General features: G+C 34.7%; 31 protein-coding genes. 30 read left to right on the forward strand and 1 reads right to left on the reverse strand.

The features are described from left to right. The first annotated feature begins 68 nt into the window (after positions 1–68). The 23 genes from rpiB to EV214_RS05185 all read left to right on the forward strand — a co-directional run bounded on the left by rpiB (position 69) and on the right by EV214_RS05185 (position 18,485). Positions 69–518 carry a ribose 5-phosphate isomerase B gene (gene rpiB / locus EV214_RS05075; protein WP_132243360.1) on the forward strand — a complete coding sequence of 150 codons (450 nt, stop codon included), beginning with the start codon at positions 69–71 and terminating at the stop codon, positions 516–518. A gap of 78 nt (positions 519–596) precedes the next feature. Then, the gene (gene upp / locus EV214_RS05080) at positions 597–1,226 is read left to right on the forward strand and encodes a uracil phosphoribosyltransferase (RefSeq protein WP_132243362.1); all 630 of its coding nucleotides are present in this window, start codon (positions 597–599) and stop codon (positions 1,224–1,226) included. A gap of 212 nt (positions 1,227–1,438) precedes the next feature. After that, positions 1,439–1,927 carry a deoxycytidylate deaminase gene (locus tag EV214_RS05085; protein ID WP_132243364.1) on the forward strand — a complete coding sequence of 163 codons (489 nt, stop codon included), beginning with the start codon at positions 1,439–1,441 and terminating at the stop codon, positions 1,925–1,927. A gap of 106 nt (positions 1,928–2,033) precedes the next feature. Then, a complete protein-coding gene (locus tag EV214_RS05090; RefSeq protein WP_243116556.1) occupies positions 2,034–3,116 on the forward strand; it encodes an MraY family glycosyltransferase in 1,083 nt (360 codons plus the stop codon). An 84-nt stretch (positions 3,117–3,200) separates the two neighbouring features. Continuing rightward, on the forward strand, positions 3,201–4,328 hold the full coding sequence (gene wecB / locus EV214_RS05095) for a non-hydrolyzing UDP-N-acetylglucosamine 2-epimerase (RefSeq protein WP_132243366.1): 1,128 nt from the start codon (positions 3,201–3,203) through the stop codon (positions 4,326–4,328). Between the two features lie 97 nt (positions 4,329–4,425). Further along, a complete protein-coding gene (locus EV214_RS05100) occupies positions 4,426–5,073 on the forward strand; it encodes a CoA transferase subunit A (RefSeq protein ID WP_279233103.1) in 648 nt (215 codons plus the stop codon). 3 nt (positions 5,074–5,076) lie between these two features. Then, positions 5,077–5,727, forward strand: coding sequence for a 3-oxoacid CoA-transferase subunit B (locus EV214_RS05105; RefSeq protein WP_132243370.1), 651 nt, complete (start codon positions 5,077–5,079; stop codon positions 5,725–5,727). Between the two features lie 139 nt (positions 5,728–5,866). Continuing rightward, positions 5,867–6,091, forward strand: coding sequence for an AtpZ/AtpI family protein (locus EV214_RS05110; protein WP_132243372.1), 225 nt, complete (start codon positions 5,867–5,869; stop codon positions 6,089–6,091). Positions 6,092–6,225: 134 nt separating this feature from the next. Then, positions 6,226–6,615 carry an ATP synthase subunit I gene (locus EV214_RS05115; RefSeq protein ID WP_243116557.1) on the forward strand — a complete coding sequence of 130 codons (390 nt, stop codon included), beginning with the start codon at positions 6,226–6,228 and terminating at the stop codon, positions 6,613–6,615. Then, complete coding sequence (gene atpB, locus EV214_RS05120) at positions 6,615–7,316, forward strand: F0F1 ATP synthase subunit A (RefSeq protein ID WP_132243376.1); 702 nt, start codon at positions 6,615–6,617, stop codon at positions 7,314–7,316. The genes EV214_RS05115 and atpB overlap by 1 nt, the downstream gene beginning before the upstream one ends. A gap of 30 nt (positions 7,317–7,346) precedes the next feature. Continuing rightward, entirely contained in the window at positions 7,347–7,901 is a 555-nt protein-coding gene (gene atpE / locus EV214_RS05125) for an ATP synthase F0 subunit C (RefSeq protein ID WP_132243378.1), read from the forward strand. Positions 7,902–7,932: 31 nt separating this feature from the next. Then, positions 7,933–8,199, forward strand: a complete 267-nt coding sequence (gene atpE / locus EV214_RS05130) for an ATP synthase F0 subunit C (protein WP_132243380.1) — start codon at positions 7,933–7,935, stop codon at positions 8,197–8,199. Between the two features lie 51 nt (positions 8,200–8,250). Further along, on the forward strand, positions 8,251–8,751 hold the full coding sequence (gene atpF, locus EV214_RS05135; protein WP_132243382.1) for a F0F1 ATP synthase subunit B: 501 nt from the start codon (positions 8,251–8,253) through the stop codon (positions 8,749–8,751). Then, the gene (locus tag EV214_RS05140; RefSeq protein ID WP_132243384.1) at positions 8,745–9,287 is read left to right on the forward strand and encodes a F0F1 ATP synthase subunit delta; all 543 of its coding nucleotides are present in this window, start codon (positions 8,745–8,747) and stop codon (positions 9,285–9,287) included. Before atpF ends, EV214_RS05140 begins: the two co-directional genes overlap by 7 nt. Positions 9,288–9,305: 18 nt before the next feature. Beyond that, positions 9,306–10,817 (forward strand): F0F1 ATP synthase subunit alpha, encoded by a 1,512-nt coding sequence (gene atpA / locus EV214_RS05145; protein WP_132243386.1) that lies wholly within the window; start codon positions 9,306–9,308, stop codon positions 10,815–10,817. Positions 10,818–10,841: 24 nt separating this feature from the next. Then, complete coding sequence (gene atpG / locus EV214_RS05150; protein WP_132243388.1) at positions 10,842–11,714, forward strand: ATP synthase F1 subunit gamma; 873 nt, start codon at positions 10,842–10,844, stop codon at positions 11,712–11,714. A gap of 30 nt (positions 11,715–11,744) precedes the next feature. Then, a complete protein-coding gene (gene atpD, locus EV214_RS05155) occupies positions 11,745–13,139 on the forward strand; it encodes a F0F1 ATP synthase subunit beta (RefSeq protein ID WP_132243390.1) in 1,395 nt (464 codons plus the stop codon). Positions 13,140–13,156: 17 nt separating this feature from the next. Continuing rightward, complete coding sequence (locus EV214_RS05160) at positions 13,157–13,555, forward strand: F0F1 ATP synthase subunit epsilon (RefSeq protein WP_132243392.1); 399 nt, start codon at positions 13,157–13,159, stop codon at positions 13,553–13,555. 229 nt (positions 13,556–13,784) lie between these two features. Continuing rightward, complete coding sequence (locus tag EV214_RS05165; protein WP_132243394.1) at positions 13,785–14,330, forward strand: YueI family protein; 546 nt, start codon at positions 13,785–13,787, stop codon at positions 14,328–14,330. Between the two features lie 160 nt (positions 14,331–14,490). Further along, on the forward strand, positions 14,491–15,222 hold the full coding sequence (locus EV214_RS05170; RefSeq protein WP_165916247.1) for a YwmB family TATA-box binding protein: 732 nt from the start codon (positions 14,491–14,493) through the stop codon (positions 15,220–15,222). Between the two features lie 64 nt (positions 15,223–15,286). Continuing rightward, positions 15,287–16,543: a UDP-N-acetylglucosamine 1-carboxyvinyltransferase gene (gene murA / locus EV214_RS05175; protein ID WP_207669626.1), complete on the forward strand. Its 1,257-nt coding sequence runs from the start codon at positions 15,287–15,289 to the stop codon at positions 16,541–16,543. 101 nt (positions 16,544–16,644) lie between these two features. Next, complete coding sequence (gene spoIID, locus EV214_RS05180) at positions 16,645–17,628, forward strand: stage II sporulation protein D (RefSeq protein ID WP_132243400.1); 984 nt, start codon at positions 16,645–16,647, stop codon at positions 17,626–17,628. Positions 17,629–17,705: 77 nt separating this feature from the next. Beyond that, positions 17,706–18,485, forward strand: coding sequence for a M23 family metallopeptidase (locus EV214_RS05185; protein WP_165916248.1), 780 nt, complete (start codon positions 17,706–17,708; stop codon positions 18,483–18,485). Positions 18,486–18,523: 38 nt separating this feature from the next. On the opposite strand, the gene spoIIID is transcribed toward EV214_RS05185, so the two are convergent. After that, positions 18,524–18,778 carry a sporulation transcriptional regulator SpoIIID gene (gene spoIIID / locus EV214_RS05190; RefSeq protein WP_132243404.1) on the reverse strand — a complete coding sequence of 85 codons (255 nt, stop codon included), beginning with the start codon at positions 18,776–18,778 and terminating at the stop codon, positions 18,524–18,526. A gap of 249 nt (positions 18,779–19,027) precedes the next feature. Here spoIIID and mreB point away from each other — a divergent pair, with 249 nt between their 5' ends. The 7 genes from mreB (at position 19,028) to EV214_RS05225 (ending at position 25,133) form a co-directional block, all read left to right on the forward strand. Beyond that, positions 19,028–20,059 (forward strand): rod shape-determining protein, encoded by a 1,032-nt coding sequence (gene mreB / locus EV214_RS05195; RefSeq protein WP_132243406.1) that lies wholly within the window; start codon positions 19,028–19,030, stop codon positions 20,057–20,059. A gap of 128 nt (positions 20,060–20,187) precedes the next feature. Further along, positions 20,188–21,261 carry a flagellar hook-basal body protein gene (locus tag EV214_RS05200; protein WP_132243408.1) on the forward strand — a complete coding sequence of 358 codons (1,074 nt, stop codon included), beginning with the start codon at positions 20,188–20,190 and terminating at the stop codon, positions 21,259–21,261. A gap of 97 nt (positions 21,262–21,358) precedes the next feature. Next, positions 21,359–22,150, forward strand: coding sequence for a flagellar basal-body rod protein FlgG (flgG, locus tag EV214_RS05205; RefSeq protein ID WP_132243410.1), 792 nt, complete (start codon positions 21,359–21,361; stop codon positions 22,148–22,150). Positions 22,151–22,376: 226 nt separating this feature from the next. Then, positions 22,377–22,718: a rod-binding protein gene (locus EV214_RS05210; RefSeq protein WP_132243412.1), complete on the forward strand. Its 342-nt coding sequence runs from the start codon at positions 22,377–22,379 to the stop codon at positions 22,716–22,718. 153 nt (positions 22,719–22,871) lie between these two features. After that, positions 22,872–23,171 (forward strand): coiled-coil domain-containing protein, encoded by a 300-nt coding sequence (locus EV214_RS18665; protein ID WP_165916249.1) that lies wholly within the window; start codon positions 22,872–22,874, stop codon positions 23,169–23,171. 191 nt (positions 23,172–23,362) lie between these two features. Further along, positions 23,363–23,794: a 3-hydroxyacyl-ACP dehydratase FabZ gene (gene fabZ, locus EV214_RS05220; RefSeq protein ID WP_132243414.1), complete on the forward strand. Its 432-nt coding sequence runs from the start codon at positions 23,363–23,365 to the stop codon at positions 23,792–23,794. Between the two features lie 40 nt (positions 23,795–23,834). After that, positions 23,835–25,133 (forward strand): GumC family protein, encoded by a 1,299-nt coding sequence (locus EV214_RS05225; RefSeq protein WP_132243416.1) that lies wholly within the window; start codon positions 23,835–23,837, stop codon positions 25,131–25,133. Positions 25,134–25,167 lie beyond the last annotated feature (34 nt).

A 25,167-nucleotide genomic window follows, 5' to 3' on the forward strand; every position in this document is an offset into this window, starting at 1 on the left:
AATACTTGACAATATATTTGTTGTAGCATACAATCAGAACGATTAAAAAAGAATGAGGAGGATTTTATATGAAAATTGCCTTAGGTAGTGACCATGGTGGATATAAATTAAAAGAAGTCATAAAGAAGTATCTAGAGGAAAAACAAATCGCATATGAAGATTTTGGAACTCATTCTACTGAATCTGTAGACTATCCTGAGTTTGGTATGAAGGTAGCAGAAGCGGTAACAGCTGGAAATTATGAAAAAGGGATTATTTGTTGCGGAACAGGAATCGGCATATCCATATCAGCTAATAAAGTACCTGGCGTTAGATGTGCTGTTGTTTCAGATACTTTTTCAGCACAAATGTCTAGAGAGCATAACAATGCGAACATATTGTCTTTAGGAGAGCGCGTAGTCGGACAAGGTCTTGCGCTAAAAATAGTAGAAGTTTGGCTCAGTACAGAATTTGCTGGAGGAAGACACGAAAAAAGAGTAAATAAAATTTTAGATATTGAGAAGAAATATAGAAAGTAAGATAAAAAAGATTTTTATAAATATAAAAATGTTTTATAGTGTACGATGAACTTTAACGAATGAGAGGAGATGTTTAAAATGGAAAAGGTATTTGTTATGGACCACCCGTTGATCCAACATAAGCTTACGTTAATAAGAAATAAAAATACGGGTTCAAAAGAATTTAGAGAAGTTGTAAAAGAGATTTCTATGCTAATGGGTTATGAGGTAACAAGAAATCTTTCTTTAGAAGAAGTAGAAATTGAAACACCTGTATGTAAGACAAAAGCAAAAGTATTATCTGGAAGAAAATTAGGAATTATTCCTATTTTAAGAGCAGGCCTTGGTATGGTAGATGGAATGTTAAACCTTATCCCTGCTGCAAAGGTAGGACATGTAGGACTTTATAGAGATCCAGAAACATTAGAACCTGTGGAATATTATTGCAAGCTTCCAGCGGATGTAGAAGAAAGAGATTTGATCGTAGTAGATCCAATGCTTGCTACGGGAGGATCAGCAAATGCAGCCATTCAATTTATCAAAGATAGAGGTGCTACAAGTATTAAATTAATGTGCTTAATCGCTGCACCTGAAGGGGTAAAAGCTGTTTGTGAAGCACACCCAGATGTAGAAATCTATGTAGCTGCTATAGATGAAAGATTAAATGAGCATGCCTATATTATCCCAGGACTAGGGGATGCAGGAGACAGATTATTTGGAACAAAATAATAATATTTTAAAGAATAGAGAGTAGAGAAATCGAAATCTATTCTTTTTTTTTTTAGATTATGTTATGATATATAGAAGAACGATGAACACTATGTAATAGCTTTTAAGAAATTTGAGCAACAGAAATTTCAAAGGATTTCTTTAAAATTTCGTTGTCGAAATGAGTAGCTGCAATAGCGGCATGCGAATTTTTTATGGAGGAATAAAATAGGATGGAAAGACGAGATAAAATTAATTACTATCTAGATATTGCAGAAACTGTACTCAAAAGAGGAACCTGTCTTAGAAGAAACTATGGGGCTATTATCGTAAAACATGATGAGATTATTTCAACAGGGTATTCAGGAGCGCCTAGAGGGAGAAAAAATTGTATTGATTTAGGCTATTGTATGAGAGAACAACTAAATATTCCAAGAGGACAAATGTATGAAAAGTGCAGATCGGTTCATGCAGAGATGAATGCTTGTCTATCTGCATCAAGAAAAGATATGCTAGGTGCTACATTGTATTTAGTTGGAAGAGATATGAAAACAAAAGCACGCATTGAAGATGCAAATTCTTGTGCTATGTGTAAAAGAATTATTATAAATGCGGGAATTGAGAGGGTAATTATTAGGGATAGTGCGGATGCATATAGAATTATCCATGTAGAAGAATGGATTCAAAGCGATGATTCATTAACTGAAAAGGTAGGATATTAAAGATTTTGAGATAAGATAATCAAAATATCTTGTTTTGTCATTGAGTTTTTATGTCTTTTGATGTAAAATGATTATGAATATGTGTATAAAATAAGGAGTGTTTTATGTGAATAAATACTTGTTTGTTTTTTTCATAGGCGTAATCTTATCCTTTGTAATGACGCCACTAGCGAAAAAATTAGCACATCAAGTTGGTGCGATAGATGTGCCAAAGGATGAGAGACGTGTACATAAAAAGCCTATCCCAAGAATGGGTGGATTGGCGATTTATTTAGGCGTTGTTGGGAGCATTTTGTTGGGATTTAAAATATTTGGAATCGCTTCTGTTGTAGAAAAATCTATTTCAGAACAACAAGTGATTGTACATCAAATAAAGGGCATGTTATTAGGGGGAACCCTGATTGTTTTAATGGGAATTGTGGATGATATTAAACCATTACCTGCAAAAGTGAAGTTATTTGTTCAAATAATTAGTGCTTTAGTTTTGGTTGTATTTGGTATGACAATAAAAAGCATCAATATTCCTTTTATGGAAGCAGCCATTGAGTTAAAGCTACTTAGCATACCGATTACAATATTTTGGATTGTAGGGATTACAAATACATTAAATCTTATTGATGGATTAGACGGATTAGCGGCAGGTGTTGCAACCATTGCAGCCTTTTCTCTTTCTTATGTAGCGTTCGTAAATGGAAGAGAGATAACAGCTATCATGACTTTAGCGATTGCTGGAGCTTGTATAGGGTTTTTACCTTATAACTTTAATCCCGCAAAAATTTTCATGGGAGATACAGGTTCTTTATTTTTAGGATATATGCTTGCGGCAATTTCTATCCATGGTCTGGTTAAAGGGGCTACGGCTATTGCTACAGTAGTGCCTGTGCTTGCCTTAGGACTTCCTATATTTGATACAACCTTTGCTATTTTAAGAAGATTATTAAATGGAAGACCTATAATGGAGGCAGACAAGGGGCACCTTCATCATAAACTTCTTTCAACAGGAATGGGGCAGAAAAGAACGGTATTGATCCTTTATGCGATAAGTAGTACATTTGGGATAAGTGCAGCCCTTATGAGCAAAAGCAAAACATGGGATTCACTATTTGTTATTATTGCAGCTAGTGCGCTTATGTATATTAGTATGGGGATGCAAAGTGTTCGAAAACAAAAAAGCGGGAATAAAGAATAAAGCCAGAAAAGTTATTTCTGGCTTTTATCATATGCGTTTAAGCATTTTTAAATGAAAGAACTTTTACAGAAAAGGGGAAATAAAATGGGGAAAATAAAAGTGATGTCCATATTTGGAACAAGACCAGAGGCTATAAAAATGGCTCCTGTAGTAAAAGCACTAGAAAAAGATCAAAGCATTGAATCAATCGTTTGTGTAACAGCACAACATAGGGAAATGCTAGATCAAGTATTAAAGCTATTTGATATAAAGCCGCATTATGATCTAAATATTATGAAAGCAGGACAGACATTAAGTGAAATTACATCACGTGCGCTAATGGGACTTGAGCAGGTTATGAAGGAAGTAGAGCCGCATATGGTATTGGTACACGGAGATACAACCACTACCTTTGTAGGATCATTGGCTGCATTTTATCAACAGGTGAAAGTGGGCCATGTAGAAGCAGGGCTTAGGAGTCATAATATATACTCCCCCTATCCGGAAGAAATGAATCGAACCTTGACAGGGAAACTTAGTCATCTTCATTTTTGCCCTACAAAAGGAAATCGAGAAAATCTTTTAAATGAAGGAATCAATGATGAAAAGATTGCTATAACAGGGAATACAGTGATTGATGCACTTTTACAAGTGGTGAAAAAAGATTATAAATTTTCTAATGAGCAATTGAATCATATTGATTATGAAAACAAAAAAGTGATTTTGCTAACAGCCCATAGACGTGAAAATTTAGGTGCACCTATGGAAAATATTTTCTATGCCATGAAGGATATTATTCAAAATAATAAAGATGTTGAGATCGTTTTTCCTGTACATCTAAATCCAAAGGTCAGAAATTTAGCTTATGAAATACTCGGAAATATAGAGAGGATTCATTTGATTGAACCGCTAGATTATGAACCTTTTGCAAACTTGATGGCAAAAGCATACTTGATTTTAACAGATTCAGGAGGGATTCAAGAAGAAGCCCCATCCCTTGGAAAACCTGTACTTGTTTTGAGAACTGAAACAGAAAGACCGGAAGCTGTAAAGGCAGGTACGGTAAAAATGGCAGGGGTTGAGAAAGATGAAATATTTTCACTGACCCATACATTAATAAATGATGAAAAAGCATATAAAAGAATGGCAAATGCAATCAATCCTTATGGAGATGGCAAGACATCAGAGCGGATTGTAGAGAATATAAAAAGCTTTTTTGTTACAAAAAAATAATCAATCATTACAGGAAATTTATAATAAAATAGGAAAATACATATATATATGATAAAATGGTATGGGCTAGGTATGTGTATTAATGGAGGTGTTTGTTTTGAATAAGATCGTAACGTTAGAAATGGCTATGGAACATATCAAAGATGGCATGACAGTCATGATCGGCGGATTTATGGCTTGTGGAACGCCAGAAAAATTTATGGATGCATTGGTTGAAAAGGGTGTAAAAGACTTGACGGTTATTGCAAACGATGCTGGATTTCCAGATAGGGGCATTGGTAAGTTAGTTGTGAATAAGCAAGTAAAAAGGTTAGTTACTTCTCATGTAGGATTAAATCCTGAAGTTGGAAAACAAATGAATACAGGAGAAATAGACTGCGAATTAATACCTCAAGGAACGCTTGCAGAAAGAATCAGAGCAGGTGGAAATGGTCTTGGAGGAATTTTGACACCAACAGGCGTAGGCACAATTGTAGAAGAAGGGAAACAAAAAATTGAATTAGATGGAAAAGTTTATCTTCTAGAAAAACCATTAAGAGCAGATATTGCTTTGGTAGGCGCTACAATTTCTGATAAAAAAGGAAATTTATATTATAACAAAGCAACCAGAAACTTTAATCCATTGATTGCTACTGCTGCTGATTTGGTGATTATAGGAGCAGAAAAAATTGTTGAGGTTGGAGAAATTGATGGCAATGATGTAATGACTCCAGCACTTTTTGTGGATTACATTGTGGAGGTGTAGAAGATGAATGCGAAAGAAATTATTGCAAGAAGAGTTGCAAAAGAATTAAAAGATGGTGATGTGATAAATTTAGGAATAGGGCTTCCTACAATGGTGGCGAATTATATACCAGAAGATATAGATGTTTTATTTCAATCAGAAAATGGGTTTGTTGGACTAGGACCAGCACCAGAGATAGGACACGAAGACAAGGATTTAGTCAATGCGGGAGGTCAGCCTGTGACAGCAGTTCTAGGAGCAGCTTTTTTCGATAGTGCTGTGTCATTTGGTATTATCCGAGGTGGACATGTATCTGCCACCGTACTAGGGGCACTGCAAGTAGATGAAAAAGGAAATCTTGCAAATTGGATGGTGCCAGGAAAAATGGTGCCAGGTATGGGTGGTGCAATGGACTTGGTTGTGGGTGCAAAAAAAGTAATCATTTCTATGACGCATACAGCAAAAGGGAAATCTAAAATATTAAAAAAATGTACGCTACCCCTTACAGCAGCAGGGCAAGTAAATATGATTGTTACAGAAATGGGTGTTATGGAAGTGACAGATGCTGGGATTGTTCTTACAGAAATGAATCCTGAATTTAGTGTAGAAGATATAAAGAAAGTTACAGAAGCTGAATTAATTATTGCGGATGATTTAAAGAAAATGGAAATATAACCTTTTGAATAACAAAAAGTAGCTCTGAATTGAAAAGAGCTACTTTGTTAAATATTACACAAACAGGATTGAAAAAATCGTTAGAATACTTGTATATTTTATATGAAGTGGTATAATGGTATAAGGGGGAGATTTTTTTATGACAAAGAATAATTTGAATATTTTTAAAAACCTTTCTCTCTTAAGTTACATAGGCATCATGATGATTGTACCTATATTTGGAGCAGTATACTTAGGAAATCTGTTAGATCAAAAATTAGGAACAAATCATGTATTTATGATTATATGCATTCTATTAGGAGTAGGCGCCGGTTTTCGAAATGTATATACAATTATGATAAAGAGTATGAAAAAGAAAAAGTAAAAAAAATTTAAAGCGAACTGTCAAAATATTTAAATTCATTAGAAAGAGGAAGAAGAAACAATAAATCATTGCAATAAAATAATAATTCGATTAAAAATGAAAGGAAGTGTAGATCTTTGGGGTATACTTGGAATTTGCAACTTAAAATTTTCAAATGCACAGCAGGGATCGTGATTATTATTGTGATTGGACTTGCAATTTTCACACAAAACCCGCTTCCGATGATTTATGGATTGCTCTTTGGTACAGCTATTAGTATGCTAAATTTCAGAGTGCTTGCATTAACATTAGAAAAAGCAGTTTGTATGGCACCCAGTAAGGCGCAAGTATATGCATCAAGTAGATATTTTATACGTTTTATCACCAATGGTATTGTTATTTTTATATCATTGAAAGCTGATTATTTAAATATAATCGGGGTAATAATAGGTTTAGTGATGATTAAAATCATCATTTTTGTCCAAAACCTATTTAATAACAAAATGTTTTTCAAAAGAATCTTTATAAGAAAGGAGGGGAAATAATGGAAGGAGGATTTGGACCTGAAATTATCTTTACAATACCTGGAACAGATATTCCAGTAACAGAAACTGTCACAAATACATGGATTATCATGGCTATTTTGATTTTATTTTCATTTTTAGCAACCAGAAAGTTTGCGCATAAGCCAAAAGGATTGCAAAATTTTGTTGAACTCTTAGTAGATGGAATCTACAAGTTTACAGCGCAAACCATGGGAGAAGATAAAGTTGCTTTCGCTCCTTATATAGGAACGTTGATGATCTACCTAATATTTGCGAATTTAGCAGGATTATTTGCAATAAGACCGCCAACAGCAGATTTAAATACGACAATGGGCTTGGCGCTGATTACTTTTTTCATGATTCATTTCTTTGCTATCAAGAGAAAAGGTGTGGGAACTTATTTAAAAGGGTTTCTAGATCCGTTTCCAGCATTGCTAGTTATAAATATTATAGGGGAGTTAGCAACACCGATTTCACTATCATTTCGTCTTTTTGGAAATATAGTGGGGGGTCTGATTATAATGAATTTATTATACGGAGGACTCGCAGCGCTAAGTGGAAGTATTGGATTGCCTATACCTATACTACAGGCAGCTATCCCAGCACCGCTACATATATATTTTGATGTGTTTGCAGGTGTATTACAATCATTTATATTTGCAATGTTGACAATGGTATTTGTTTCAATTGCTATGGATTAATCCATCTTAACTTGAATAGGAGGTGAATAGATGGAGAATACCAACTTTGTTATGATTTTTTTGAATTGGCTTATGAGCTTCGATAGAAAAGCGCTAATTCTTGCAGCATCAGCAATTGGAGCAGGGTTTGCAATGATTGCAGGGATAGGACCTGGGATTGGACAAGGGTATGCAGCAGGAAAAGGGGCTGAAGCTACAAGTATAAATCCTAAGACTTCAAAGCAAGCTATAATGGTTATGCTTATAGGAGCAGGTATTGCAGAAACATCAGGTATATTAGCACTTGTTGTTGCTTTGATTTTACTTTTTGGAAATCCATTAGTAGGACAAAGTGGTAGTGTATTAGTGATTGCTGCATCAGCTATTGCTGCTGGAATATCAATGATTGCAGGGGTAGGACCTGGAATTGGGCAAGGATATGCAGCAGGAAAAGGTACAGAAAGTACTGGAAAGAGACCTAAATATCAATCAACAATTCTTAGAACTATGTTGCTAGGACAGGCAGTGGCACAAACTACTGGGATCTATGCTTTGATTGTTGCATTGGTTTTGATGTTTTCAAATCCATTACTGAAACTTTTATAAAAATGGAAAAATATGAAGGAGGAATATACAGATGGAACCTATTACAGGAAGAGCGTTAATATTAGCATGTTCAGCAATTGGAGCAGGACTTGCAATGATTGCAGGGATAGGACCTGGTATTGGACAGGGATATGCAGCAGGAAAAGGGGCAGAAGGTGTTGGAAGACAACCAGAAGCGCAAGGAGATATTGTTAGAACGATGTTGCTTGGAGCAGCTGTAGCGGAGACAACAGGTATTTATGGGTTGATTGTTGCGTTAATTTTATTATTTGCAAATCCATTGATTGGCCTTTTGTAGATATTGTAAAGGAGACGAAGTACCTTAGCAGAAAGGAGGCAGTATCACACGATGAAGGCAGGATTGGTGGAGTTTAGTTGGACGATTGTATTTCAGATTGTGAATACAATCATACTGTTCTTAGCATTAAAAAAACTATTGTTTAAGCCTGTGAGCGAATTTATGAAGTCAAGAAAAGATGATATTGCAGCTTCCATAGAGGAAGCGAAATCAAAAAATGAAGAAGTAGAGAAAAGAAAAAAAGAATATGAGACAAAGCTTCAGTTTGCAGAACAAGAAGGCAGAGAAATTGTAAAAGAAGCTTCTAAAAAGGCAGAGGCGAGAGCTTCACAGATGAAAAAAGAGGCGGAAATTGAGTCTGCTAAGATGATAGAAAGAGCAGAAGAAGAGATTAAGAGACAAAATCAAAAAGCTATGAATGAGTTAAAAGATGAGATGTCTTCCCTTGCGATAATGGCTGCTGGTAAAATTATTGGTAAGAGTCTTGATAAAGAGAAACATCAGATGTTAATTAAAGAATTTATGGATGAGGTAGGGGGCGCTAGATGGTAGAATTAGTATCAAAAACTTATGCCAGCGCTTTATTTGAAGTAGCCAATGAAAATAATCAATTAGATCAATTGAGGGAAGAATTAACATTTGTATTAGAAATGTTTGAAAAACATCCGGAATTCTATAGATTTTATATAACACCTCAAATCAGTAAAGAAGAGAAAAAACAAGTATTACAAGAGCTCTTTAAATCACATCTAAGTATCGAGGTTTTGAATTTTTTAAAGATTATTTTAGACAAAAGAAGAACACATGATTTAAAGAGAATTGTAAACAAATATGTACAATTTGTAAATGATCATAATAATATTGTAGAAGGAATAATAACTACAGTAATTCCGCTAGAAAATAAAAATAAAGAACATCTTGAAAATAAACTTTCAAACATGACAGGTAAAAAGATCCAACTAAAAAATGAGATAGATCCATCCATTATCGGAGGAATTCTTGTAAGAATTGGAGATAAGGTGATTGATGGCACAATACAAAGCCGTCTAAATGAATTACAAAAAGACCTTGCACAAATAATAGTTTAGGAGAGCGGTGATAGAAAAATGAATCTTAGACCTGAAGAAATTAGTTCGATTATAAAAGAGCAGATTAAAAGATATGAAAATAAAATACAAGTGACAGATGTCGGCACGGTCATTCAGGTGGGTGACGGTATTGCTAGAATCCATGGATTAGAAAAATGTATGTCAGGAGAGTTGTTGGAGTTTCCTGGAGGCGTATATGGCATGGCGCTAAATCTTGAAGAAGATAATATAGGGTGCGTGCTTATGGGTTCTGATGAAAACATTAAAGAAGGAGATATTGTAAAGCATACAGGTAGAATCGTTGAGGTTCCTGTTGGAGATGCGTTGATAGGTCGTGTAGTAAATGCGCTAGGACAACCTATAGATGGAAAAGGGCCTATAAAAACAGAAAAATATAGAGACGTTGAGGCAAATGCACCAGGCGTTATTGAAAGAAAGTCCGTACATCAACCACTACAAACTGGGATCAAGGCAATCGATGCAATGATTCCAATTGGTAGAGGACAACGTGAATTAATTATCGGAGATAGACAAACAGGAAAAACAGCCATTGCAATCGATACAATTATCAATCAAAAGGAAGAAAATGTTATTTGTATCTATGTGGCAATTGGACAAAAAAAATCAACCGTAGCGCAAATTGTAAAAACATTAGAAGATAGAGGGGCAATGGATTACACAATTATTGTATCTGCTACAGCGAGTGAGTTGGCACCGATTCAATATATTGCGCCTTATTCAGGTTGTGCGATGGGTGAAGAATTTATGCATCAGGGAAAAGATGTACTTATTATTTATGATGATCTATCAAAACATGCGGTTGCATATCGTGCACTGTCATTACTACTTCGTCGTCCACCAGGACGTGAAGCTTATCCTGGAGATGTATTCTACTTACATAGTAGACTACTTGAACGTGCTGCAAAATTAAATGATGATTTAGGTGGTGGATCCATAACTGCACTACCAATTATTGAAACACAGGCTGGAGATGTTTCAGCCTATATTCCGACAAATGTAATATCGATTACAGATGGACAAATATTCTTAGAGGCAGAAAGCTTTGCTTCTGGACAGAGACCTGCTGTAAACCCTGGGATATCCGTATCGAGGGTTGGTGGTGATGCCCAGCTTAAAGCGATGAAAAAAGTTGCTGGTAAAATAAAGCTAGAACTTGCACAATATAGAGAACTTGCAGCTTTTGCGCAATTTGGTTCAGAGCTTGATAAAGATACAAGAGACAGACTTGCACAAGGAGAAAGAATCCTTGAGATTCTAAAACAACCTCAGTATGCACCTGTAAAGGTTGAACATCAAGTAATGATTATATTTGCTGCAATTAATAAATATTTAACAGATATTCCTGTGGCGCAAATAAAACAATTTGAAAAAGAATTAATTGGTTTTATGGATAACAATCATCCGGAAATTGGCTTAGCGATAAAAGGTACAGGAAAATTAGAGGATGAAACTGTAAACAAGTTAAAAGCTGCCATTGAAGAATTTAAAGGAGTATTTAAAATAGAATAGACCCCGATGTATGGAGGTGAATACATGGCAGGAATGGGTATGCGTGATATAAAACGCAGAATTAAAAGTGTAAATAGTACAAAGCAAATTACAAAGGCGATGGAACTTGTATCATCAGCAAAATTAAGACGTGCAAGAGAACGAGCTGAGAAATCACGACCTTACTTTCATATCGTTCAAGATACAGTACGGGATATATTTTCAAATGCCACTGGCTTAAAACATAAATTTTTGAACGAGCGAGAAATCAAAAAAAGTTGTTATGTTGTGATTACAGCTGATCGAGGACTATGTGGAGGATACAATATTAATGTCATAAAAAAACCTTTAGAAGAGATGAAAAAAAAGGAAAATGTATCAGTTGTGACAGTAGGGACTAAAGCAAGAGACTATTTTAGAAATAGAAAATATGAAATAGATGGAGAATTTACACATATTTCAGAAAAGCCAACTTATGAGGATGCAAAAAAAATTAGCAATCTTGTTTTAAAGCTTTATGAAAAGGAAATGATCGATGAGGTATATCTTGTTTATACCCAGTTTGTTAGTGCCGTATCCCAAAATCCAGAAATGATTAAATTACTTCCACTCAGCATGGAGAAAAAAGAGGAAGTTGTAAAAAAAGAGAATGAGGAATTTGAATATATTTCTTATGAACCTTCCCCTGAAAGTTTGCTGAATTATATTGTACCCAAATATATTGAGAGTACAATTTACGGCGCTTTAGTAGAATCTTCAGCCAGTGAACAAGGAGCAAGAAGGATCGCGATGGAAAATGCTACAGAGAATGCAGAAGAAATGATTGATAAATTCACATTGAATTACAATAGAGCGCGTCAAGCAGCAATCACACAAGAAATTGCTGAAATCGTTGGTGGTGTAGAGGCACTGAAGTAACACGACCAAAAAGAAAGGATGTGAGTGAACATGGCGAAAAATATCGGAAAAATCGTTCAAATTATCGGTCCGGTTTTAGATATAAAATTTAATCCAGAACAGCTTCCAAACCTACTAAATGCAATCGAAATTAACGTGGGAGATCGAAAAATTGTTTCCGAAGTAGCACAGCATTTAGGAGATGATACGGTTCGTTGCATTGCCATGTCATCGACTGATGGACTAATACGTGGTACAGAAGCAGTAGATGCAGGAGCACCGATCACGGTTCCTGTAGGAAAAGAAACATTAGGAAGAATTTTCAATGTATTAGGAGAACCGATAGACTTAAAAGGTTCTGCAAATGAGAAACTAAGATTGCCCATTCATAGACAAGCACCTAGTTTTGAAGAACAAGAAACTTCTTCACAAATATTTGAAACAGGGATTAAGGTAGTAGATTTGATTGCCCCTTATGTAAAGGGTGGTAAAATAGGACTCTTCGGAGGAGCAGGTGTTGGAAAGACTGTACTTATCATGGAACTTATCAATAATATTGCCAAAGAACATGGTGGGCTTTCTGTATTCTCGGGTGTAGGAGAAAGAACAAGAGAAGGAAATGATCTTTACCATGAGATGATTGAATCAGGGGTTATTGATAAAACAGCGATGGTATTTGGTCAGATGAATGAACCGCCAGGCGCAAGAATGCGTGTAGCCTTAACAGGACTTACTATGGCAGAATACTTTAGAGATCAAGAAGGACAAGATGTACTTCTATTTATTGATAATATATTTAGATTTACCCAAGCGGGTTCAGAGGTTTCCGCACTACTTGGTCGTATGCCAAGTGCCGTTGGTTATCAGCCTACATTAGCAACAGAGATGGGTGCGCTACAAGAGAGAATTACATCAACAAAGAAAGGTTCGATCACATCGGTTCAAGCCGTATATGTGCCTGCGGATGACTTGACAGACCCGGCTCCTGCAACAACCTTTGCGCATTTAGATGCAACGACTGTACTTTCTCGTGCCATTACAGAGCTTGGAATCTATCCTGCTGTTGATCCGTTAGATTCTAACTCAAGAATTATGGACCCTGAAATTATTGGAGAGGAACACTACAATGTTGCGCGTCAGGTTCAAGAGGTACTTCAAAGACTGAAAGAACTTCAAGATATTATTGCAATCCTTGGTATGGATGAATTATCGGATGAAGATAAAACACTTGTATCTCGTGCAAGAAAGATTCAAAGATTTTTCTCTCAGCCATTTAGTGTGGCAGAGGCATTTACAGGGATGGAAGGAAAATATGTACCGCTTAAAGAAACCATTCGAGGATTTAAGGAAATTCTTGAAGGAAAGCATGATGATCTTCCAGAATCGGCATTCCTTTTTATTGGAAACATTGATGAGGCAGTTGAAAAAGCGAAGAGAGAAAGTTAGAGACGCGAGGTGAAAAAATGGCTTCTACTTTTGAACTTGAAATCGTTACTCCTGATAAGAAGTTTTATGAAGGTTCTGTAGAAAGAATCGTTATAAGAACGACGAATGGAGATATAGGGATTTTAAAAGATCATATGTTTACAGTGAGCCCTTTGCAAATTGGTGCAATAAAAATAAAACAAGAGGGTAAATATAAAGAAGCTGCATGTGCAGGTGGATTTATACAGGTAAAAGAAGAAAAAACAACCATTATTACCGATTCAGCTGAATGGGCTGATGAAATAGATATAAAAAGAGCAGAAGAAGCAAAGAAAAGAGCGGAGGAAAGGCTCCATAAATCTACGGAAGACATAGATATGCTAAGAGCAAAAGCGGCCCTTAAGAGAGCGCTAACGAGACTACAAGTAGCAAAATAGATTAATTTTAAAACTCCCAAATATAAGAATTTGGGAGTTTTTTTCATTCCATCTAGTAAGTTTTTTACAAAAGTGGTCAGAAGTATTCTCCTATCTTTTTATATTTTATTTGAATTTGGTAGCTGTTTATCTATACCCATACAAAAGAATATATATTATAATGAATAATGCGTAACGAAAAATAAGAAAATAAAATAAATAAAGGGTGTTGTAAACGGAGGAAAGAAGAATGAATCAGAAAAGCGAACTAGAAAAATATACAGAATATGGATTAAGCGGAAGCCCTCAGATCAAAGCGGATGAAAAGAGATATTGGCTTGGAGAGTTTCGAGAACGCGTTATTTTTGCACTAACATATGAACAAATAAATAGAAAAGAAGCTGTAAAGATTGTTGAAGAAAAATGTAAAGACCATAGCGTTAAAAAAATTATTATAGAACAAGATGTACAAGATGTTATTGCTGAAAAGTTTATGGATGTAGCGAACAAATATCAAAAAGATTATAAAATGATAGATACACAAAATAAAAAGGGAGAAATTGCTTTGGTACTTGTAAGTAATGAAGCGGTAGATGAGAAAGAGATTGTTATGGATGAAATACCCATGCTGCCAGAAGCGTTTTATCATTCAAAAAACAAAAAATTATGCAAAAAACATATGGAAATTTTACAAGAAAAAGCACATTTTTTCATAGATGAATTTGAAGAAATAACACTGCTTGATAAAATGATGGGGATAAAATGTGGTGTTTGTGAGCATATGAAGGAATCATAATTTTAATAATTTAAATTTATTGCGAACATGTATATTCCCTATTCTCTCGGTCAATACTTTTAATAACAAGGGAATAGAATAAGGTGTAAATATGTTTTCGTCCCCCTTTAACATATTTACACATTTATCTTTCCCTTTGTATTTTGAGGGAGTGGAGAAAATGAAAGTTAAAAGAATTTTTATTTATGGTTTTATTCTTATGAACTTATTTTTAATGTTTTTAAATCATACGACGGCCATTGCAAAAGAAGAAGGTATTATGGAAGGGTTTAATGCAAGTAAAGCAGTTGCTGAAGAAGTCAATATAAATGCATATGTAAATATGGCGCATGTATTTAAAAATGCTTCTGAAGGAAGAGAAATATGTTTATCGTTAGCAAAAGAATTAGGTATACAGCGTAAAGAAATAGAAGATACTTCAGAAAAAGGAAACATCCAAGTGATTTTGCATGGAGAAAAAGAGCAAGGAACTATTTGTGTGATTGTGCAATCGTCAGAATATGAAGCGGTAAAAGAGACAAATATAGTAATCGACATGGTATATGAAGGGCTTGTAGATGTAAATACGGTCGGAGAAAATATAAAAGCTATTTTAAAAAAATACGGAAAAGCTACAGTGACATCTTGTATTACAGGGAGTTTTAATGGAAAATTAAATAATGCACAAAAAGAGAAAATTGTAAAAAATATGATGGAATATTTGGAAGCAACAGAAATAGAAGGACTTCGAGAAAAAAATATGATCAGTATCGTTGGATTTAGTAGTAAAATAAAGGATTATATTAGCTATGGAGGGAATCAAGTAAATATAAACATTGCTATGCGGTATAATGCTTATGAAGGAAAAACATATTTGTGGATGGCAACACCACTTATTGCAATAGGCTATTAAATGCATTATAATCTGAGGAGAAGCACGATGAAATACAAGGAAAGCATATAGAGGAGGCTTGGCGTTGGCAAAAATAATTGTAGAAAAAAGTAAGCCACTTTCAGGAAAAGTGCGGGTAAGTGGTGCAAAAAATTCAGTATTACCAATCATTGCTGCATCCTTATTGGCACAAGGGAATTGTGTGATAGAAGATATTCCTACATTGAAAGATGTAGATGTAATTAGTGAACTTTTAGCATCTTTAGGTGCGAAGATTCACAGAGATATAGATGGCGGAAATATTCAAATTGATGCATCGGGTATCAACAACTATGAAGCACCTTATGAATTGGTCCGAAAGATGAGAGCATCATTTTTAGTAATGGGGCCACTCCTTGCGAGGATGGGAAAAGCGAGAATTTCTCTTCCGGGAGGGTGTGCCATAGGGACAAGACCGATTGATTTGCATTTAAAAGGTTTGCATGCCTTAGGTGCGAAAATTGATGTAGGACATGGATATGTAGAAGCATCCGCTAAAAAACTCATAGGAGATAAAATTTATCTCGATTTTCCAAGCGTAGGCGCTACTGAAAATATTATGATGGCGGCGACCATGGCAGAAGGTTTAACGGTTCTAGAAAATGTAGCAGAAGAGCCAGAAATTGTAGATTTGGCAAACTTTTTAAATAGTATTGGTGCGAAAATTAAGGGAGCAGGAACAGATACCATAAAGATCGAAGGCGTAAAAGAATTAGCAGGAGGAAGACATGCTGTGATCCCCGATCGTATTGAAGCAGGTACCTTTATGGTTGGCGCAGCATTAACTGGCGGAGATGTAATCATTGATAATGTATTATCCGATCATTTAAAACCTACCATTGCAAAATTAAGAGAATGCGGTGTCCTAATAGAAGAAACAGGAGAGAGTATTCGCGTGAATGCAAAAAATAGTATTATTGCTACAGATATTAAAACATTACCTTATCCTGGATTTCCTACAGATATGCAGGCGCAATTTATGACGCTTTTAAGTGTCGCAAAGGGTACAAGCGTAGTTATAGAAACTGTTTTTGAAAACCGATTTATGCATGTAGCAGAACTAAAAAGAATGGGTGCAAATATTAAAATTGAAGGAAGAAGTGCTGTGGTACAGGGTGTAGAAAAGCTACAGGGAGCGCAAGTGAAAGCAACAGATTTGAGAGCAGGTGCAGCGTTGATACTCGCAGGACTGGTAGCAGAAGGAAAAACTGAAATTGGAGATTTGCATCATATAGATCGTGGTTATGTAGACATTGAAAATAAGCTAAAGGGTTTAGGGGCAAATATTACAAGAGTAGAGTAGAAATAATAGAAAAATGTGTCGAATGACGACACATTTTTTTATTGCTCATAATTAGGAGGTTTGTCTCATAAGATGTATAAGGGAGATAAGGGGGAAATCATGTGAGAAATATATTGCTGTTGGTTTTGGCTGTATTGGTTACAACAATTTTTATTCCGATCATGCTTATACAAAGCTGTGACGTAGCTAAACCGAAGATAGAAAAACAACCGATTGTGGAAAGTGACAGAGTTGTAAAAGTATATATTCAAGAAACAGGGAAAATCGAAAAACTGGATTTGGAAGAATATATAAAAGGCGTGGTATCGGGAGAAATGCCTGCAAGTTTTGAAGAGGAAGCTTTGAAAGCACAAGCTGTTGCGGCTAGAAGTTATGCATTATCTAGAATCAATGCATTTGAAAAAGATGGACATCCAGGACATCCGGGGGCAGAATTATGTGATTCTGTACATTGTCAAGTTTGGCTGTCAAAGGAGAAGTTAGGAAAGTTAAAATCAAAAAATTGGATGAAAGATTATTGGCCTAAAATAGAGAAAGCTGTAGACGATACAAAGGGCTTGATTATGACTTATGAAAATAAACCGATTGATCAACCATTGTTTCACTCTACGAGTGGAGGAAAAACGGAAAATTCAGAAGATGTTTTTACTGCATGGGTGCCTTATCTTAGGAGTGTAGAAAGTCCATATGAAGAAGAAGCACCCCACCTTCAAGATACGCAAGAAATTTCAGTTGTGGATTTTATATCAAAAATAAAAAAGAAATACAATGATTGTGATGTGAATCGTTCAAATATAAAAGCAGATCTAAAGATTTTAGAAAAAAGTGAGGGTGGAAGAATTTTAAAAATGCAAGTAGGAAACAAAGTGCTAACAGGCAGAGAAATAAGAGACCTAATAGGTTTACGATCAGCTAATTTTAAGATAGCGATTGCAGGCGAAAATTTAACATTTATAACCAATGGATATGGTCATGGGGTAGGGATGAGCCAGTGGGGAGCGAATGGAATGGCTAAAAAAGGAAACACTTTTGATGAAATATTAAAACATTATTATCTAGGGGTAGAAATTCATGAAATGGAGTAGATGATTTTGAATATTTTATTTCAATCTTATGTATGAAATCCATCATAATGGTAAAAATACTAAATGGAGGTGAGTATATGAGATTGAAAAAATGGGTTTCGAAACATAAAAGCATTTATAAACTAATTGATAAGGAAGGTTTTTATATCATTCTTTTTCTGTGCGTATGCATTGTTGCGATAACAGCTACTTGGGTTGCTAAAAAAAATATTGACAAGATTGCTACACAGGATTTTAAAATACCATCCCTAGAAGAAAATAAAAGGAACATACATCCTTTTCCTCTAGCGGAAAACATTACAGAGCAACCAGTGATTGTTGTTGAGGATATTAAAGAAAATGAAGTGCTTACGGATATTGTAGTAAATGAAGCGCCTAAAGTGAAGGCGCAAAAAGTAAAAGCAACACCTATAAAAGATATAGTAAAAGAAAAAAAAGAAAATATAAAGAAAGAAATGAAAATGCCTGTGAATGGAAATATTGGAATGAACTATGGGAAGGATACATTAATCTATTCAAAAACATTAGACCAATATACTACGCACTATGGAATAGATATCATTGCCCCAGAAAGCACACCGGTTACTGCTGTTTTAGCAGGAGAAGTTGTAGAAGTAAGCAATGACCCTAAGTTAGGCATTATCATTAGCTTATCGCATAATGGAAACATGATCAGCAGATATGCAAACCTTAGTACACATGATTTGGTGAAGGTTGGGGACTGGGTAGCGGAAGGACAAAAGATCAGTGAGATAGGAAAAAGCGCATTGTTTGAAATACTTGAAGAATCACATCTTCACTTTGAAGTATTAATCGATGGAAAAAATGTAGATCCAAATCAATTTTTATATAAGTAAAGACACAGCATAAAACAGGGGGAAACCCCTGTTTTTGTCTATTCGTGAATACTTCTATATTTCATCCTGGTTGCTTTGCCGCCTCTTATATGTCTTTCGGCTTTATTTTTATCAAGTATGTTTTTTACTTGATTTGCAACTAGAGGGTTTATCTTAGGAAGACGCTCAGTTACATCCTTATGTACTGTACTTTTGCTGACACCAAAAACTTTTGCGGTTTGGCGAACAGTTGCTTTTTCATTTATAATATATTCAGCTATTTCCATTGCTCTTTCTTCTATATAATCTTTCACTTGCCTAACCCCCCTTTACTATCAACCCCTTGATAAATACTATGCAATGTGTGTGATCAATAGAACTGAAAATAAATACTTTGAAAAGATACTGGAAAAATCTTTTAAATTAAAGAGGAATTATAAAATATTTATAGAATATAGTAAAATTGAATGCGACAAATTTATTATAAAAAGAACAAAATCTTCTTTTGATATAGAAATAGGAAAAAATCAATACGTAAGTAAAGAGAATGGAAGGAGATCAAAATGTTTGGATTTGGGATGGAAGTAGGAATCGATTTAGGGACGGCGAGTATTTTGGTATACATTAAGGGCAGGGGAATTGTTTTAAAAGAACCTTCTGTAGTAGCGATTGATAAAAATACCAATAAGCTTTTAGCAGTAGGGGAAGAGGCGCGAATGATGCTAGGAAGAACGCCTGGAAATATTGTGGCCATAAGACCGCTAAAAGATGGTGTTATATCAGATTATGATGTTACAGAAAGAATGCTTCGGTATTTTATACACAAAACATGTGGAAAAAGAAAATTTTTTAAGCCTAAAATTATTGTTTGTGTACCGAGTGGTGTAACAGAAGTAGAAAAAAGAGCTGCAATAGATGCGACAACAGAAGCGGGTGGGGGAACGACTTATCTCATTGAAGAACCAATCGCTGCAGCAATCGGTGCAGGACTCGATATAGCGAAGCCGGATGGAAACATGATTGTAGACATTGGTGGAGGAACAGCAGATGTGGCGGTGATTTCATTAGGCGGGGTTGTTGCAAGTAGATCCATCAAATGTGCAGGAGATACGTTTGACCAAGCGATTGTGAGGTATATGAGAAAAAGACATAATCTTCTCATAGGAGAGCGAACTGCAGAAAGTTTAAAAATGAATGTTGGAACAGCTTATCCTAGAACAAAGATATTGACCATGGAATGCAGAGGACGCGATTTGGTATCAGGACTTCCAAGAACCATCAAAGTAACCACAGATGAGATGCTCTATGCATTAGAAGAGCCAGTTATGGCCATTGCTGATGCAGTGCACGCAGTACTTGAGAGAACGCCTCCAGAACTTGCAGCAGATATAAGTGATAGAGGGATTGTTATGACAGGTGGTGGTTCACTACTAGATGGACTCAATAAGCTTATCGAAGAAAGAACAGGAATCCCTACCTATATTGCAGAAGATCCCATTGAATGTGTTGCAAAAGGAACGGGTAAATCTTTAGAATCACTTCATATTTTAGAAAAGAGTATGATGAGCAGTAAAAACTATAGAAGAAATAGGTAGGAAAAAAGCAGGATCACATGAATCCTGCTTTTTTTCTACTTATTTTTAAATTTATTTTAAAGTTTATCTATATAAATGTCGATACAGTACTAAGGACTAATTGTACACAAATGAAGGAGTGACAATATATGCTCAGGGGGCTTTATACAGCAACATCTGCCATGCAGACAAACAATAGAAAATTAGATGTCGTTACCAATAATATTGCAAATATCAATACAGTAGGCTATAAAAAAGATTTAGTGGTATCTGAGTCTTTTCCAGAGACTTTGATTAAGAAGATCAATGCACCTATGGATTTTTCAAATACAGAACTTTTTAAAGGTGTTGAAGTAAAAAATGAGAATGGGCTATATGAAATCAATACAACAGCAGGCTTTTTTAGAGTAAAGACACCCAATGGAAACAGTTATCAAAAAGGATTAAAATTTACAGTGAATGAAGATGGATACCTGAGCACATACAATAAACACATAAACGGCGAGATTGATACAAAAGCAGGTTATTTGGTACTGGGAAATAGAGGACCTATAAGAGCAGGTGATGGCGCACTAGAGGTGAATGATCGGGGACAAGTTCTTGTAGATGGAAATATTGTAGATAATTTGGTGATGCCCGTACCACCGAATGTAATTGGAACGCTCAATTCAGGAGTAAGACTTGATCAGGTATATGTAAATTATGGACAAGGGCAACTGTATCAAACAAGTAATAATTTAGATTTGGCGATAAAAGGTAATGGTTTTTTTCAAGTACAAACACCAGATGGCATACAGTATACAAGAGATGGAAGCTTTCAAATAAATAGTAAAAAAGAACTGGTTACGCTAGATGGATATAATGTTATGGGAGAAGACGGCCCCATTACTATTGAAGGATCAGATATTGCCATTAATGAATTAGGAGAAATCATAGTCGATGAACAATATTGGGACACAATAAAAAGTGTTGACCTAGAAAATATGAAGGATTTAAGAAAAGAAGCAAGCAATATGTACAGAATGACAGAAGGTACAGAAGCCAAAGAAAAGCCATTTACAGGAATTATTCAACAAGGATTTTTAGAAAAATCCAATGTGGATGCCGTAAAAGAAATGGTAGAGATGATGAGTATTTTTAGAAATTATGAAACAGGACAAAAACTTGTAAAAGCTTATGATGATACACTAGGAAAGGCTGTAAATGATATAGGAAGAGTATAATTTTTGTTAATACTTCTTCTCTTCCATAAGAAATACTTGAAAGGCGCTATGAATGGTTAACAAAAATTATAGGATTAGATGAAAAGGAGGAAACAATATGCGCGCACTGTGGACGGCTGCATCGGGGATGAAAGCACAGCAACTAAATGTAGATACTATATCTAACAACTTAGCGAATGTAAACACTACGGGATATAAAAAGCAAAGAGTTGAATTTAAAGACCTTTTATATGAACAAATGACAAGCAAAAGTATAAATGAAGGACAAGGAAGACCTGTAAACTTAGAAATCGGTTATGGGGTAATGCCAATGGCAACCCTTCGCTCCTTTGGAAAAGGAAACCTTGAACAAACAGATAGGGATCTAGATTTTGCCATAGATGGCGATGGATTTTTCACAGTACGGGATGAAAATGACAATCTATTCTATACAAAGGATGGAAGTTTTAAATTAAGCGTAGATGGTGATGAAGGAAGACTTGTAACATCAGAAGGATATTATGTACAAGCAGAGGGCGGAGATATAGAATTAGATGGAGAAGTAAAGGAAATCGCTGTCGCTTCTAATGGTATGATCAATATAAAAATGAAAGGTGAGGAGGAATGGGAAGAACTAGGGCAGATGGATCTAGTAAGATTCGTAAATCCAGCAGGACTTGAGTCGCTAGGACAAAACCTTTATAAAGCAACAACAGCATCAGGAGAAGCCATTGAAGCCGAAGAAGGAGATGCAGGTAGTGTAAAACAAAAGTTTTTGGAAAGCTCAAACGTATCTGTTGTAGAGGAAATGGTAAAACTGATCACTGCGCAAAGAGCCTATGAAATCAATTCTAAATCTATTCAAACAGCAGACCAGATGTTAGAGCAGGCAAATAATCTAAGAAGATAAAATATAAAAAGAACGTTCATACCTGATAACTTTTGAAAAAACTAAACTTCATTCCATGAAAAAAACTAAACCTTCAAAACTCGCTACGCTCAAACAGTGAAGGTTCTTAACGTTTTTTCCATTACATTTCAGCAAGTTTTTTTACAAAAGTTATCAAAAGGTATTCTCAAATCTTTTTATATTTTATAGTTGAAGAATGAAATGTAAAACAAGGAGTTGAACTACCATGAATATTAATCCGATTTCAGCATCTACTATCAATAAATCCCAATACGAAAAAAGCAAGGTAGAAGATAATGCTTTTGAAAAAATATTTGAACAAGCAAAAGATTCAAAAGATGAAGAAAAACTAAAAGATGCTTGTAGACAATTTGAATCCGTGTTTATGAACATGCTCATGAAGAATATGAGAAATACCATTCATGATGATGGGATTATGGAGAAGAGTTATGCACGAGAAATGTTTGAAGGCATGCTAGATGAAAAAATTGCAGATGAAGCATCAAAAGGCGAGGGGATGGGACTTGCTCAGCAAATGTATAAGCAGCTTGCTAAGCATATGAAATAAACAAAAGTCAGTGATGAAAGTCAGTAGCTTTGATAAATATGGTATTTTACAAAACAGTAGTAATATTTTACTACCATTTTCGATGTTGTAAAAGATTTTTCAAAATGATAAAATATAGATAATGAAGATAGAAATTAAAATGGTGGTGAACATATGGATAAAGAAATGAAACAAATGCTTGAGATGATGTTTAACAAACTAGATAAAATAGAATCAAAAGTAGATAATCTAGAATCAAAAGTAGATAATCTAGAATCAAAAGTAGATAATCTAGAATCAAAAGTAAATAATCTAGAATCAAAAGTAAATAATCTAGAATCAAAAGTAGATAATCTAGAGAAAATAGTAAAAGAAGTAAAAGATGATCAAGAAGCTATAAAAAAATATATCTATACATCTGTTGAAGATGACCATAAGTTTATACAAAAATTAAGAAAAGTTGCAAGTGAATAATGAACAATATAAAAGAGTCGATAAGCTATACAAATCGACTCTTTTTTGTATGGGGTTTTAATTATATTTTACATTTCTATTAAACAATTTATAATTTGTTGATTAATAATGTAAGTTGCTGTAAAATAAAATAGTTAGAGTCTAAAATATTAAAAAAAAAATTGTAATCAACTACAAAGGAGAATAAACATATGTTAAATAATATAGAAATTCAAAAAATTATCCCACACAGATATCCATTTTTATTAGTAGACAAAATCATTGAAATGGAACCAGGGAAAAAAGCAGTAGGCATAAAAAATGTAACCATCAATGAACCGTTTTTTCAAGGACATTTTCCAGGTAAACCTATTATGCCAGGGGTACTTCTAATAGAAGCATTGGCACAGGTAGGTGCAGTGGCAGTACTCTCAATGGAAGAATATAAAGGAAAGCTTGCTGTATTAACAGGAATCGAAAATGTGAAATTTAGAAGACAAGTCGTACCTGGAGATACATTAAAACTAGAGGTCGAGATGGTAACATTAAGACGTGGCATGGGAAAAGGAGAAGCTGTAGCTTATGTTGGCGATGAAGTGGCTTGTAAGGCGACAATTAAGTTTGCGGTGGTAGAGCAGGAATAATATGAAAATTAATACATACAAATAGAGTGGAGGAAAAAGAATGGAACAACAAAATCAATATGATGAAATTAGCTTAAGAGAACTGATAGAAGCATTACTAAGACAAAGAAAACTAATTATAGGGGTCACACTAGCATGTTTACTTACCTCATTTGTTGTAAGCTTTTTCATACTAGATCCAGTGTATGAATCAAAGGCAACACTGATCGCTTCGGGTATAAGTAAACAATTAACACAACAAGAAGAAGGGGTTAAAGGATTCTTAGATGGAATGGTACAATATCCTGAAATGAGTATAGAAACTTATAAACAACAGATTAATAACCCACATGTACTTCAGCAGACAATCGATGAATTAAAGCTAGATCAATTAAAAATAACAAGAAGAAGTCTGCAAAATATGGTAAGTTTAGAAAATATAAAAGACACGAACTTAATTAATATAAATGTAACATATACAGACAAAAAAGTAGCTACAGATATTGCAAATACCATAGCTAAAAAATTTACTGAATTTGTATCAAACAATGCAAATATACAATACACAAAATCATCAGATTTTATGAAGGGTCAGTTAGGATTAGAGAAAGAAAACTTAGATCAAGTATTAGTAGAGTATAAAAATTATATGGCAAAACCAAGAGGAAAAAACGAATTAGAAAAAGAAGTAGATTCAAAATTAGAACTTATCACAAAATACAAGACGGATTTAGTAGATGCACAAATACAAGAAAAAAAAATAAGTGCTGCGCTTAGCGTAGCAGAGAATGCGCTAACAAATACTCCTGATAAAATGACATTAAAGAAAGCTTTATCAGATGATGCATATTTAGCACAAGTCATTAAGGATGATACAGGAAAAGATGCAAAAGAATTATATGGGGTGCAAGTTACAACAGAAGAAACTAATGAAGCATATATAGAATTAAGAAAACAGATTGATTTGTTGAAAATAGAATTAGCAAAAACGAGTTCAGCAAAAAACAATCTTAAAAATTTAGTTTCAAGTATGCAAAAAGAATTAGAAAATCTTCAAGTAAATTTAGCTGAAAAACAACATGAAGAACAAACCATTACACAAAAAGTAGAAATCGCACAAAATACCTACAATGCTTTCGTGGAAAAGTTTGAAGAAACAAGAATAGCAAAATCTTCAACAATTGGAGATTTAACGATCAGTGTTCTTTCAGCAGCAGTAGAGCCACTAGAACCAGTAGGACCTAGAAAAATGTTGAATATGGCTATAGCTGGAGTGTTAGGAATTATGATGGGGGTATTTTTAGCATTCGCTAGAGAATATTGGAAAAGTTCAGCAGTTACCAATAAAAAGGTAGCATAAAGCATAGAATTGATTTTAGATAATGTTTGGAGGT

The organism is Marinisporobacter balticus, from assembly GCF_004345705.1.
In the GTDB taxonomy this organism is placed as follows: Bacteria; Bacillota; Clostridia; order Peptostreptococcales; family Thermotaleaceae; genus Marinisporobacter; species Marinisporobacter balticus.